This is a genomic window from Nocardiopsis ansamitocini, from assembly GCF_030268225.1.
Classification (GTDB): Bacteria; Actinomycetota; Actinomycetes; order Streptosporangiales; family Streptosporangiaceae; genus Nocardiopsis_D; species Nocardiopsis_D ansamitocini.
On the sequence record NZ_BSQG01000004.1, the window covers coordinates 301994 to 314628 of the forward strand.

The following is a 12635-nucleotide window of genomic DNA, read 5'->3' on the forward strand; positions in this document are numbered from 1 at the left end:
CTCCCCGCCCGTGATCACCGGTCTTTAACCCAGTTGTGACCACTTGTGGACGATCCGCCCCGACCGCTTGCCCTCGCCCCGACATCTCCTGCGCGCCAGGCGTCCCCGCGCCCCAACCCACCCCCGGCCACCAGCGCGCACACGTGATCAGGCACTATCGGTCACTTGATCACCAACGGTCACACTTGATACCAATTTCAACCAGCCGTGCGGGAGAGTTCCCCGCACACCCCCACGGTGCGACAGTGAAGAAAAGAAGGATTCCGTGTCCCTCCTCAGCGTCCTCGACCGACAACGGTCGGTGGCCCCCGCCAACTACAACCGGTGGCTCATCCCTCCCGCGGCCCTGGCGGTGCACCTGTCCATCGGGCAGGCCTACGCCACCAGCGTCTACAAGAGCTCCCTGGTAGAACACTTCGACACCGGCCAGACCCAGATCGGCGTCATCTTCTCGATCGCCATCGTCATGCTCGGGCTCTCCGCGGCGGTCGGCGGCACCTGGGTCGAGCGCAACGGCCCCCGCAAGGCCATGCTCGTCTCCGCCCTGTGCTGGAGCAGCGGCTTCATGGTCGGTGCCCTGGGCATCGCCACCTCCCAGTTGTGGCTCGTCTACCTGGGATACGGCTTCATCGGCGGCATCGGCCTGGGCATCGGTTACATCTCCCCGGTCTCCACCCTCATCAAGTGGTTCCCCGACCGTCCGGGCCTGGCCACGGGTCTGGCCATCATGGGGTTCGGCGGCGGCGCGCTCATCGCGACCCCGTTGTCCAACCAGCTCCTGGGCTTCTACGACCCCGCCTACGGCTCTGCCGAGGCGGCAACGGCATCGGGAAGCGCGCTGGTCGGCCTCTTCGTGACACTGGGCCTGGGCTACCTGGCCCTGATGATGCTTGGTGTCGTCCTGATCCGGGTCCCGCAGGAGGGGTGGCGGCCCAAGGGCTTCACCCCCAGCCAGTCCACCAAGTCGGCGCTGGTCACCACCGCCCAGGTCTCGGCACGCAACGCCGTGCGCACCCCGCAGTTCTGGCTGCTGTGGATCGTGCTGTTCACCAACGTCACCGCCGGCATCGGCATCCTGGAGCAGGCCAGCCCCATGATCCAGGACTTCTTCCGCGACAACGGCACGGCCGTGACCGTGGCCGCCGCGGGCGGCTTCGTGGGCATGCTGTCGCTGTTCAACATGCTGGGCCGGTTCGTGTGGTCCTCGACCTCCGACATCATCGGCCGCAAGAACGTCTACATGATCTACCTGGGCGTGGGGGCGCTGCTCTACACCCTGCTGGCCACGCTCGGCGGCACCTCGGTGGCGCTCTTCGTCCTCCTGGCCTGCGTCATCCTGTCCTTCTACGGTGGGGGCTTCGCCACCATCCCCGCCTACCTGCGCGACCTGTTCGGCACCTACCAGGTGGGCGCCATCCACGGCCGGCTGCTGACCGCGTGGTCGGCCGCCGGCATCGCCGGCCCGCTCATCATCAACTCCTTCCTGGACTCCCAGGGGGAGCCGGGCACACTCACCCAGGACGCCTACTACGCCCCGCTACTGACGATGGTCGGCTTCCTGATCCTGGGATTCGTGGCAAACCTGCTGGTCAGGCCGGTTGCCGAGCGTTTCCATGAGGCGGGCAGGCCCTCGGCCGCGCCGGGCGGCGCCCCGGAAGCAGGGGAGGGGAAGAGCACGGCCGACCCCCAGGGACGCACGCTGTGGCTAGTGCTGTCCTGGACGGTGGTGTCGGTGCTGCTGGGTTACGGGGTCTTTCGGATCATCGTGACGGCAGCGCAGCTGTTCACCGGCTAGCCCCGTATTGCGGGGGAGTAGGGGGCACGCGCCCGCGTCTCTCTCGCCCGCACGGGACGAGCCGCTGCTGCGGCGGGGAGCGCGCCCCGACGGCCTCCTGGACACCGCCGGGGCGGACGACCGACGACGGAGGGTGGTTGATACCTATCGACCACCCTCCACGCCTTTAGAGATGCTTTGACGTATTTTGTGGCGAATAATGCATAATGCACTTTATGCAGCAAATATCGGGAGACGGAGGCAACCGCGGATCGGGGGATCGTCCACGGCCCACGGGACCACCGGCCCAAAACCGCCGACCATCGCCACCGGCCGCCGTGCACGCCGCGTAGCACCGGGGCGTTGCCGCATCGCCCGCCCGCACCGCGCGAACCCAGCACCGGACGACTCGGCCCGCGCGGCTCCCTGACACATCATCGGCAGATCTGCGACCAGGCCGCCCGTCGACGCCCCGCCGGTGCGCCTCACCGGCGGCAGGCCGGCGGGCCACGGGCCGGCCCGGGCCGATACGCATCGGCCCACCGCGCGCACGAGGCCACACAGCACACGGACACCCCTTCCGGGAGAGGCCCCAAAAACGCCAACTTGACATAATGTCCATTATCGGCGTTTTCCGGAAGGCCACGAGAAGGGGCCAATCGACCCATCAGCGAGGCGATCGACCGGTCGGCGCCCCGCCCGTACCGGGCCCGGCGATATGCTCCGGCACCGCTGGACGCGGGCCGTCGGCGGCGTGTGCGCGGCGGTGTTTCCCCGTTTCCCCGCATCCGATCCGGCACGGCCGGGTCGACGCCGCCGGACACGCCGCCCAGACCTTTCGGCGGCATTGGTTCCCTTTCGTCCCCCGCATCCGCCTCCCGTTTGTCAAGGGCAGGTCAAAACCCCCGCCGAGCGGCGTTTACCCTGCCTTGACCATGGCTCCCGCCGCGACTCCCCCGCACCGCACCGGCGAGCGCCGACTGACCGCTGTCGGCCGCGGCGATTTGCGAAGTTTGCTGCGCCAGTGGCAGGGGCGCCCCTAGGGTTGGCGCCATGGTTTGGCAGCGTGACATCGACCTTGTGGTACCGCTGTGGCAGGGCGGCGACGACGTGCGCGTCGCCGCCGGCTCGGCGGCACTGGCCCGAATGGTGCCCTCCGGCGGCAATCGCTTGCACGTATCGGTTCCCGACGGACGCCGCGGTGTCGTGGAGGGCGTGGCCAACCTCGACGTACTCGCCGACACCGTGCACCAACTGGGCGTACGCCTGGCCGGAAGGGACGCACGGCGGGTCCTCACCCTGGGCGGGGACTGCACCAGCGATCTCGCGGCCATGCGCCACCTCACCGCCCGCTACCCGTCCATGGTCGTGTACTGGGTCGACGCCCACCCCGACCTCAACACCGCCGACGTCTCCCCCAGTCATCACGCCCACGGGATGGTGTTGCGCCTGCTGCTCGGGCAGGGGCACCCCCGTCTGCTGGGCGGGGCGCGGGTGGCACCGACCCAGGTGACCCTGGTGGGTGCGCGGTCCGTGGACCCACCCGAGCAGGCGCTGATCAAGGCGTCGGGAATGCCGGTGATGGGGGTGGCCGAGGTGAGAGCCGACCCCTACCGGGTGGTCGGCGGACGTGCTCAGGGCAGCCCCGCCTACGTGCACCTGGACATGGACGTGTGCGACCCCGCGCAACTGCCGGCCGTGGCGTGCCCGACCCCCGGAGGCCCCCCGGTGGAGTCGGTGGCCGCGGCGCTGGCGGCCATCCACGCCCACCACGAGGTGGTGGGCGTGGGCATCAGCGAGTACGCGCCGGTGATCGAGCACGACGAAGCGACCGTGCGTTCCCTGCTGCGCGCACTGGACCTGCGCGGCGTGACCCCCAACCGTGCGACGGCTTGACTCCCCCGCTCCAGGACGCCCCGCCTCCCGCTCCCGGTGAAGGAAAGGCCGACGGAAAAGACCTGGTCGTGCTCCGGTGCTTGCCCGGCCCTCGAAACCGTCCCCCCGCTCCAAGAACCGGGCGAAGTCGGTGCTGACGTCGCGGAGTTCGTCGACGAGGCCGGTCACCGCGGGATCGGTCGGGTAACGGGCGACAGCGACGCGGAACCTGGACGTGGCGTTGGAGGTGGCCGACACCGTCACCGTCATGGACGCCGGGCGGGTCGTGCACTCGGGCGACACCGCGTTGTCGTCCCCGCAAGGAGGCGCCCCGACCGCTCGCGGTGTGAAACACGGCGGCTAGGCGGGCGCGGGCAGGTGCAGCCACCCGGTGGGGGCCTGCCAGTGGCCGCCCCGCGCCAACACGTCCAGGGCCGCTTTTTCCAGGCGGGTGGTGGCCGTGACGGCGTCGGGCTCCACCCGGGGGCGGGTGAACACGAAACGGAACACGTCGGAGTCGCCGGGGCCGCTCTGCCCGGTGGGGGTGAAGCGGTCCTGGAAGGCGATGATGTTGGAGTCGGCCGGCAGGTACGCCTTGAGTTGGGGGTCCAGCAGCCACGACGAACACGTGGCCACCCGCGTGGTGCGCCCCAGCGCCCCCAGCAGGTAGGGGTCGAGTACGTCTGCGGCGCCGGACAGGGACTCCTGTACGGCGCGGGGCGTCAACGGCCCCGTCTGGGGGATGTGCAGGCGTACGCACAACGCGCCCGCTTCCTGGCCCATCGCCGCGGCCTCGGCCTCCCCCAGCAGCGCCGGCTCGTACTGCAGGCGCCCCGACTCGACCAGCATTCCGCGGTAGTGCAGGGCGATCCACAGCGGCAGCTCCAACCCCACCGTGTCGAACATGGTGCGGTGCTTGGCGACGTGGCGCCCCACATCGGCCAGTGTCGCCGCGCTCACCCGCGCCGGCACCCCCCAGCGGGTGTGGGACTCCAACAGCGCCGGCACGGCCGCGGCGAAGGCGTACACGGGTGCGCACCGCACCCGCGGGTCCGGCGAACCGGTCAGGTCGGGCCACTGCACCCACTCCAGGGACCCCAGGTCGGCGCGTACCCGCGCGTAGCAGGCATCCACCAGCCAGCGCGCCGCCGCCGGCCACGACTCGTCGGGCCACCAGCGCACCAGCTCGGCGGTGTCCTCAGGGGTACAGGCCAGCGGGGCCAGTGCCGTCACGGCGTGCGCGGGTACGGGCAGCGGCGCCGGGTCGGGGGTATCGAAGCCGGCCAGTACGGCGAGGGAGGCCCCGGCGGCCTCGGGCAGACCCAGCTCGCGGGCCACAGCAGCGGTATCCATCGCATCATCGTGGCAGCACCCCGCAGGCGTTTGCCAGCGCCCGGCGCAGACCGCAACCGGCCCTTTGAGGGCCACATCACATCCGGGGCATAAACTAATCAACGCACCACACCGACGTGACGCCGCAGCACTCGAAAAGGGGACACACCGCGATGGCCGACCCGGCACAGCAGGTCCGCGACTGGCTGGCCGCCTACCCCCACGCAGCCCCCGCCCACCTGTTGTGCGACCGCCACGACCCCGACCGCACCGCCCTGGTGCAGGTCGACGCCGACCTCAGCGCCCGCACCCTCACCTACGGGCAGCTGCGCGAACGCTCCCAGGCCCTGGCCGCAGGCCTGACCGGCCTGGGCGTCACCGCCGCCACGCCCGTGGCAACCCTCATGGACCGCGGGATCGACTTCGCCGTCACCGCACTGGCCGTGTGGCGCCTGGGCGCGACCCTCGTCCCCTTGACCACGGCGCTGGCGCCCTCGGCGATCTCGCTGCGCCTGGACTGGGCCAAAGCCCACATCGTGGTGTGCGAGGACACCCACCTCGCCAAGCTCCCCGCGGCCCCCGCCGCGACCGTGGTCACCACCGCCGGACGCGCCGCACCCGGCCGCCACACCCTGGACCAGTTGCACCTGCCCGGCCCCTACCCCGAGGCCGCGGCCACCGGCGCTCCCCTGGCACTGCTCTACACCTCGGGCTCGGCCGGGCCGCCCCGCGCCGTCTCCGTGCCCCAACGCGCACTCGTGGGGCTGCACTCCCACCACCGCTACGGCCTCGACGTCGGCGACGACGACGTGTACTGGTGCACCGGCGACCCCGGCCAGGCCGATGGCCTCTACCACGCCCTCATCGCCCCGCTCCTGGCCGGACACGCCCCCCTGCACCTGCGCGCAGGATTCGACCCCGAACTCACCCTCGACGTCATGGAGGTGTTCGGGGTGACGGTGTTCGTGGCCACCCCCACCGTCTACCGAGCGTTGCGCTCCACCACCAAGACCCTGCCGCCCGAGATCGTGGTGCGGAGCCTGGCCAGCACCGGCGAAACCCCCCACGCCGACGTCACACAGTGGGCCCTCAACACCTTCGGCATACCCATCAGCGACCACTACGGGCGCCCCGAGACCGGAGTGGTGGCCACCAGCACCGGCACCGAGCCCGCCCTGAGCGCGCTTCCCGGATTCGACCTGCGTGTCCTACAGCCCGGCAGCGACGAACCCGCACCCGCCGGCGAGTTCGGGCGCGTCGCCCTGCACACCACCAGCCCCGCCCTGTGGTTCGACGGCTACCCCCACGACCCCACCGCCTCGGCGCGCCGCTTCAGCCCCGACCACCGCTGGTACCTCACCGGGGACACCGGGACCACCACCGGCCATGGACGCGTGGTGCTGTCCACCCGCGACGACGGCGTCATCACCACCCGCGGGTACCGGGTGGGCCCCTATGACGTCGAAACGGCGCTGCTGAGCCACCCCGACGTCGAAGAAGCCGCCGTCTACGGTGTCCCCGACGCCACCCACGGTGCGCTCGTGGCCGCCAACATCGTCCTGATGCCCCACGCCGGCCCCAGCGAGGAACTCGTCGAGGACCTCCAGGCGCTGGTGGCCACCACGTTGGCCGCCCACGCAGCCCCCCAGCGGGTGATGTTCGTGGCGCAGCTCCCCAAGACCGCCAGCGGCAAACTGCGCCGCAACCGGTTGAGCAGCCCCAGCACCTAGCCGGGCCCCACCGGCACCGCTAGCGGGCGGCCAGTACGTCGACCTTGGCGGCGAGCGAGAAGTCCTGCTCGGTCAACCCGCCCGCGTCATGACTGGTCAACGCGAACCGCACCCGGTTGTAGCGGATGTCGATGTCGGGGTGGTGGTTGGCTTCCTCCGCGGCCTCGGCGACCGCCACCACCAGATCCACCGCCTCCTTGAACGACGCCGTCTCCACCGTGCGGGTGATCACCCGGCCATCGCGCGCCCACCCCGGCAACCGCGCCAACACCGCATCAGCCCGCGTATAGGACATAACCGTCATCATTGGCTCCCTTGCTCACCCTGCGACTCCTCAACACCCCTAGCGCTACCCGCCGCGCCTACAGGTAGTCCTGAGGCGAACGCGGCGCCTCGGGCATCTGCTCCACCTCGTCCTCACCCAACTCCACCGACGGCACCGGCGCGGGCGACTGCGACTCCCCGCCCTGATCCGACTCCTGCGGCGACGGCGACACCGACGGCGTGCCCGGCGACTCCTGCGCCCCACCCCCCGGAGACGGCACCTCCGCAGGCGTGGAATACGCCTCCTGCCTCAACCCCGACAAAAAGAAGTACAACACCACCAGCAACGCGACGAGCAACGCCACCAACACCGCCAAACCCGCCACCAGACCCCGCGACGAACGCCCCGGAGCCGCCACACCACCGCCACCGCGCCCCGACCACGCCCACCGCGGCGCCGACGCCCCACCACTGGTCGCCCAATACGGCACATACCCCGGCCCCGTCCCCCCGCGCGGCCCCCCGGCCGCCACCGGCGCCAAAAACACCCCCGCACCCGCACCCTCATCGGCAACCGCCGCCCACGCAGCCGCCGCCGACACCCCCCACCCAAGAACCGGGGGCACCGGCCCCTCCACCCCCGCCCCCTTGGACACCGCCGCCACGAACCGATCCCGCGCCGCCGCATCGGCACTGGCCCCAGCACTCAACAACGCCACACTCACCGCACGCCCCGACCCGTCGCGCCCCGCATAAACCACACCCTCGGCGCACACCCGACGACGCTCCACCAGCCGAAACGCCCCCAACTGCCGCGGATCGGCCTCACCCAACGCCATCGCACCCACCACCCGCACCCCACCTCACCCAACCGGCCGACACGCCCCAAACCCGCCACTGCACACAGAGCACACCCCACCCACCACCCCAGCCGGTAGTCTCGCCGATGCGCACCCAAACAACGTACCCGCGCCCAACGGGCGCGCGCCGAGCACGCTCCAGGGAGACCACCACCCATGCCTCACCCCTCCGACGCCGGCGCCACCCACCTCCTGCGCGCCGCCCTGCACGAGGTGTCCACCGTCATCGTCGGACAGGACCGCATGGTCGAACGCACCCTCGTCGCCCTCATCGCCGGCGGCCACTGCCTCATCGAAGGCGTCCCCGGAATCGCCAAAACCCTCGCCGTGTCCACCCTGGCCACCGTCGTGGGCGGCACCTTCAACCGCATCCAGTTCACCCCCGACCTCGTGCCCTCCGACATCATCGGCACCCGCGTCTACCACCCCTCCACCGAACAGTTCGACATCGAACTCGGCCCCGTCTTCGCCAACTTCGTCCTCGCCGACGAAATCAACCGCGCCCCCGCCAAAGTCCAGTCCGCGCTCCTGGAAGTCATGGCCGAACAACAGGTATCCCTGGGCGGCACCACCCACCCCCTGCCCGACCCCTTCATCGTCATCGCCACCCAAAACCCCGTCGAATCCGAAGGCGTCTACCCCCTCCCCGAAGCCCAGCGCGACCGCTTCCTCATGAAAGTCCTCGTCACCCACCCCCGCGCCCACGAGGAATTCGAGATCCTGCGCCGCATGAGCACCCGCCCCCCGACCCCCACCCAAATCCTGGACCCCCTCACCCTCAGCGAACTCCAAACCGAGGCCCACACCGTCCAGGTCGACCAACTCGTCGCCGACTACATCGTGCGCCTGGTCATGGCCACCCGCGAACCAGCCGAATACGGCATCCCCACCCTCACGCCCCTCATCGAGGTCGGGGCCAGCCCCCGCGCCACCCTGGGCCTCGTGTCGGCCGCCCGCGCCCTCGCCCTCATCCGCGGCCGCACCTACGTCCTGCCCGACGACATCGCCGCCCTCGCCCACGACGTCATCGCCCACCGCCTCATCCTCACCTTCGACGCCCTCGCCCAGAACATCACCCCCACCAACGTCATCGACCAAATCCTGGCCGCCGTCCCCCCACCCCGCGTCATCTGGGACGAAACCACGCCGCCCCCCGCCACCGCCGCCCGATGACCGCCCCCCCGGCCCACGCCGCCCTGCGCCACCTCAGCCTCACCGTCACCCGACGCCTCGACGGCCTCCTGCACGGCCAACACCTGGGCCTGCGCGCCGGCCCCGGCAGCGAACCCGGCGACGCCCGCCTCTACCAGCCAGGCGAAGACGACGTACGCACCATGGACTGGGCCGTCACCGCCCGCACCACCCACCCCCACGTACGCGACCCCATCGCCGACCGCGAACTCGCCACCTGGACCCTGCTCGACCTCTCACCCACCATGGACTTCGGCACCGCCCACGCCCAAAAACGCGACGTCGCCATCAGCACCCTGGCAGCCGTCGCCCACCTCACCCACCACATCGGCGACCGCAACGGCACCCACGTCCTGCGCAACGGCCACCTCACCCGCTCACCCGCAGCCACCAACCACAACGCCCACCTCGCCCACGCCCGCGCCCTCACCGCGCCCCTGCCCCCCGACCCCGGACACACCACCCTGGCCACCGCCCTCACCGACCTGGCCCGCACCCGCCCCCGCCGCGGCCTGCGCGTCATCATCTCCGACTTCCTCGACACCCCCACCACGCCCCACACCCAACCGTCCTGGCAAACCCCCCTGCACCACCTCAGCGCCCGCCACCAGACACTCGCCATCGAAATCCTGGACCCGCGAGAACTCGACCTCCCCGCCATAGGATTAGTCACCATGAGTGACCCCACAACCGGGCGCACCCGACACGTCCACCTCACCCCCGACCTCCAACACCGCTACGCCCACGCCGCCCGCCAACAACGCACCGCCATCCGCGACGCCATCCGCACCGCCGGCGCCACCCACCTCACCCTGCGCACCGACCGCGACTGGATCCTCGACATCGCCCGCCACGCCACCCTGCACCGCACCAGCCCCCACCGCCGATAACCACCCGACCCGACAAGGACACCGACCGTGACCTTCCTGTCTCCCGAGCGCCTCTGGCTACTGCTGGCCGTCGCCGCCCTGGCCACGATCTACGTCCTCGTCAACAACCGCCGCACCACCTACGCGCTGCGCTTCACCAACCTCGCCCTCCTCGACCAGATCGCCCCCCGCACCCCCGGCTGGCGCCGCCACGTCTGCGCCGCACTGTTCCTCCTCACCACCGCCACCCTCGTCGCAGGCCTCGCCCAACCCGCCATGAGCGTCCAGGTCCCCCGCGAACGCGCCACCATCATCGTCGCCATCGACGTCTCCCCCTCCATGGCCGCAACCGACGTCACCCCCGACCGCATCACCGCCGCCAAGGAATCCGCCCAGGGCTTCATCGACACCCTGCCCGCCCGCTTCAACGTCGGCCTCGTCGCGTTCTCCTCGACCGCGAGCGTCATCTCCTCACCCACCCACGACCACCAGGCCGTCGCCGACTCCGTCGTCGGACTCACCATCTCCCCCGGCACCGCCATCGGCGAAGGCGTCTTCGCATCCCTGCAAACCATCAACTCCTTCGACGAGGACGCCACCCTCGACCCGCCCCCCGCCGCCGTCATCCTGCTCTCCGACGGAGAAAACACCTCAGGACGCCCCGTCGCCACCGCCGCCCAACTCGCCAGCGACGCCAACGTGCCCGTCTCCACCATCGCCTTCGGCACCGGCGCCTCCATCATCGAGATCGACGGCCAATACGTGCCCGCCAACATCGACAAAGCCGCACTCGAACGCCTCGCCGACACCACCGGCGGCCACTTCTACGAAGCCGAATCCGGTGCCGAACTCCAAAACGTCTACGACGACATCGGCTCCTCGCTGGGAACCGAAACCGTCCACGAGGAAATCGTCACCCGCTTCGTCGCAGCAGCCCTGCTCCTGGCCCTCGCCACAGCCGCCGCATCCCTCACCTGGTTCCAGCGCCTGCCCTAAACCACCAACAACCGCAGCCGGGCCACCCCCACCCCGCACCGCCCGCTACCGTGGTCCCGTTTGCCCTACTCACCACGCAGAAGCCAAGGAACCATGCCTGAGCACACCGGCGCGCCGACCGCCATCCTCTTCGATCTCGATGACACCCTCATCGACGACCACGCCGCCTCCAGCAACGGACTGCGCGCCCTCATGCACCACCTCGGCCACCCCGACTTCACCTCCGCCCGCCAACTCTGGGACGTCCAAACCGACCTCTCCTTCAACGCCTACCTCGCCGGACGCCTCACCCTCACCCAACAACGCCACGAACGCATCCGCGCACTCGCCACCCACGCCGGCCACACCACCCTCAGCGACCACCACTGCGACGACCTCTACCAGCACTACCTCACCGCCCACCGCAACGCCTGGCGCGCCTTCGACGACACCGACACCACCCTCACCCAACTCGCCCAACGCGGCATCACCCTGGGCGTGGTCACCAACGGCACCCACGCCTTCCAACACGACAAACTCACCGCCCTCAACCTCGCCCACCACTTCAGCGCCGTCGTCTGCTCCGACACCGCCGGCGCAGGCAAACCCGACCCCCGGATCTTCCACGCCGCCTGCACCCAACTCAACACACCCCCCGACCAGACCTGGCACGTGGGCGACCAGCTCCGCGCCGACGCCCTGGGAGCACTCACCGCCGGCCTGCGCCCCGTCCTGTGCGACCGCCAATCCCGCAACCCCCACACCGACATCCCCACCATCACCGACCTCAACGGCCTCATCCCCCTGGTCGCCGACGCCGCCGCAGCCGCAGTGGGACTGCTGTGAACCCCCACGAACACGAAGGCACCCCCGACCACCAACGACGCCCACGCCGCGTCACCGCCCACCTCCTGCACACCACCCCCCAAGGAACCGTCACCGCCGCCCACTCCGTACGCGTCAACTTCGCCGACGACCCCCAAGCGCTCCTGCGCGCCCACGCCGACCTCCCCCCCACCACCGCGATCACCCCCCTCGACACCCGCACCGAACTCGCCACCACCACCGACCCCGCGACCGGCGCCCGCCTGGCCATGCACATCGACCGGCTCTGCTACACCACCCCCACCCCCGCCGGCCCCGCCATCCCCCTGGACCAGGCCCTCACCCGCCTGCACCACGACCTGCCCGCCCGTGCCCTCACCGACCACGAACCCCCACGCCCCACCCTGGCGCTGCGCCGCTTCTGCGCCTACGGCCTCGTCACCGACCCCGCCGGACGCATCCTGCTCTCCCGCATCGCCCCCGGCTTCCCCGGCGCCGGGACATGGCACCTGCCCGGCGGCGGCACCGACCACGGCGAGGACACCCACACCGCCCTCACCCGCGAAATCACCGAAGAAACCGGACAGGACGCCACCCCCGGACGCCTCATCACCATCACCCACCACCACCGCACCAACCAGACCGGCCCCGACGGCACCACCGGGGAGATCTACGCGGTGTGGGTATTCCTGAGCGCCTACGTCGCCCGCCCCTGCACCCCCCGCGTCACCGAAACCGCCGGCTCCACCGTCGACGCCTCCTGGTTCACCCCCCAAGAGCTGGCCGGCCTCACGCTCTCCACCACCGCACGCCAAGCCATCACCCAGCAGCACCGGTCCTGACCAGGCCCCGCACCACTGCCCGCTGCGTGCCCACGGCCGCGCGGGAAAACACTTCGCCCGGGCCCGCCACCCACGCGGCCCCCGCCCCGCACGCCGTG

Annotated in this window: 12 protein-coding genes and 1 pseudogene; 9 read left to right on the top strand and 4 right to left on the bottom strand. The window is 70.9% G+C overall.

Annotated elements, in window-relative coordinates:
* Positions 1-265: 265 nt before the first annotated feature.
* Both QSJ59_RS13840 and QSJ59_RS13845 read left to right on the top strand, forming a co-directional pair.
* Positions 266-1795: an OFA family MFS transporter gene (locus QSJ59_RS13840; protein ID WP_285759935.1), complete on the top strand. Its 1530-nt coding sequence runs from the start codon at positions 266-268 to the stop codon at positions 1793-1795.
* A 1032-nt stretch (positions 1796-2827) separates the two neighbouring features.
* Complete coding sequence (locus QSJ59_RS13845) at positions 2828-3670, top strand: arginase family protein (RefSeq protein WP_285759936.1); 843 nt, start codon at positions 2828-2830, stop codon at positions 3668-3670.
* Between the two features lie 153 nt (positions 3671-3823).
* On the opposite strand, the pseudogene QSJ59_RS13850 reads toward QSJ59_RS13845, so the two are convergent.
* Positions 3824-3919 (bottom strand): annotated as a pseudogene (locus QSJ59_RS13850) (hypothetical protein); the annotation flags it as partial.
* Between QSJ59_RS13850 and QSJ59_RS13855 the strand changes: the two are divergent.
* A complete protein-coding gene (locus QSJ59_RS13855; RefSeq protein ID WP_285759937.1) occupies positions 3885-4013 on the top strand; it encodes a hypothetical protein in 129 nt (42 codons plus the stop codon). The pseudogene QSJ59_RS13850 and the gene QSJ59_RS13855 overlap by 35 nt on opposite strands.
* On the opposite strand, the gene QSJ59_RS13860 is transcribed toward QSJ59_RS13855, so the two are convergent.
* Entirely contained in the window at positions 4010-5002 is a 993-nt protein-coding gene (locus QSJ59_RS13860) for an acyltransferase domain-containing protein (RefSeq protein WP_285759938.1), read from the bottom strand. The two genes, QSJ59_RS13855 and QSJ59_RS13860, sit on opposite strands and share 4 nt — an antisense overlap.
* Positions 5003-5154: 152 nt before the next feature.
* Here QSJ59_RS13860 and QSJ59_RS13865 point away from each other — a divergent pair, with 152 nt between their 5' ends.
* Positions 5155-6711 (top strand): AMP-binding protein, encoded by a 1557-nt coding sequence (locus tag QSJ59_RS13865; RefSeq protein ID WP_285759939.1) that lies wholly within the window; start codon positions 5155-5157, stop codon positions 6709-6711.
* Between the two features lie 19 nt (positions 6712-6730).
* Here the strand turns inward: QSJ59_RS13865 and QSJ59_RS13870 are convergent, their stop codons facing one another.
* Positions 6731-7006: a 4a-hydroxytetrahydrobiopterin dehydratase gene (locus tag QSJ59_RS13870; RefSeq protein ID WP_285759940.1), complete on the bottom strand. Its 276-nt coding sequence runs from the start codon at positions 7004-7006 to the stop codon at positions 6731-6733.
* A gap of 67 nt (positions 7007-7073) precedes the next feature.
* Positions 7074-7814 (bottom strand): hypothetical protein, encoded by a 741-nt coding sequence (locus tag QSJ59_RS13875; protein WP_285759941.1) that lies wholly within the window; start codon positions 7812-7814, stop codon positions 7074-7076.
* A gap of 177 nt (positions 7815-7991) precedes the next feature.
* On the opposite strand from QSJ59_RS13875, the gene QSJ59_RS13880 reads away from it, so the two are divergent.
* From QSJ59_RS13880 to QSJ59_RS13900, 5 genes are all read left to right on the top strand, one after another.
* Entirely contained in the window at positions 7992-9008 is a 1017-nt protein-coding gene (locus tag QSJ59_RS13880; RefSeq protein ID WP_285759942.1) for an AAA family ATPase, read from the top strand.
* Complete coding sequence (locus QSJ59_RS13885; protein ID WP_285759943.1) at positions 9005-9916, top strand: DUF58 domain-containing protein; 912 nt, start codon at positions 9005-9007, stop codon at positions 9914-9916. Before QSJ59_RS13880 ends, QSJ59_RS13885 begins: the two co-directional genes overlap by 4 nt.
* Positions 9917-9943: 27 nt before the next feature.
* Positions 9944-10891 (top strand): VWA domain-containing protein, encoded by a 948-nt coding sequence (locus QSJ59_RS13890; RefSeq protein WP_285759944.1) that lies wholly within the window; start codon positions 9944-9946, stop codon positions 10889-10891.
* Positions 10892-10984: 93 nt separating this feature from the next.
* A complete protein-coding gene (locus QSJ59_RS13895; RefSeq protein ID WP_285759945.1) occupies positions 10985-11716 on the top strand; it encodes an HAD family hydrolase in 732 nt (243 codons plus the stop codon).
* The gene (locus tag QSJ59_RS13900) at positions 11713-12537 is read left to right on the top strand and encodes an NUDIX hydrolase (RefSeq protein ID WP_285759946.1); all 825 of its coding nucleotides are present in this window, start codon (positions 11713-11715) and stop codon (positions 12535-12537) included. Before QSJ59_RS13895 ends, QSJ59_RS13900 begins: the two co-directional genes overlap by 4 nt.
* The last annotated feature ends 98 nt before the right edge of the window (positions 12538-12635 follow it).

Excerpts from the sequence above, each read along its gene's own strand:
- QSJ59_RS13895 (WP_285759945.1), top strand. The coding sequence starts at position 10,985 with ATGCCTGAGCACACCGGCGCGCCGACCGCCATCCTCTTCGATCTCGAT.
- QSJ59_RS13865 (WP_285759939.1), top strand. The coding sequence starts at position 5,155 with ATGGCCGACCCGGCACAGCAGGTCCGCGACTGGCTGGCCGCCTACCCC.
- QSJ59_RS13860 (WP_285759938.1), bottom strand. The coding sequence starts at position 5,002 with ATGGATACCGCTGCTGTGGCCCGCGAGCTGGGTCTGCCCGAGGCCGCC.
- QSJ59_RS13875 (WP_285759941.1), bottom strand. The coding sequence starts at position 7,814 with ATGGCGTTGGGTGAGGCCGATCCGCGGCAGTTGGGGGCGTTTCGGCTG.
- QSJ59_RS13845 (WP_285759936.1), top strand. The coding sequence starts at position 2,828 with ATGGTTTGGCAGCGTGACATCGACCTTGTGGTACCGCTGTGGCAGGGC.
- QSJ59_RS13870 (WP_285759940.1), bottom strand. The coding sequence starts at position 7,006 with ATGTCCTATACGCGGGCTGATGCGGTGTTGGCGCGGTTGCCGGGGTGG.
- QSJ59_RS13885 (WP_285759943.1), top strand. The coding sequence starts at position 9,005 with ATGACCGCCCCCCCGGCCCACGCCGCCCTGCGCCACCTCAGCCTCACC.
- QSJ59_RS13880 (WP_285759942.1), top strand. The coding sequence starts at position 7,992 with ATGCCTCACCCCTCCGACGCCGGCGCCACCCACCTCCTGCGCGCCGCC.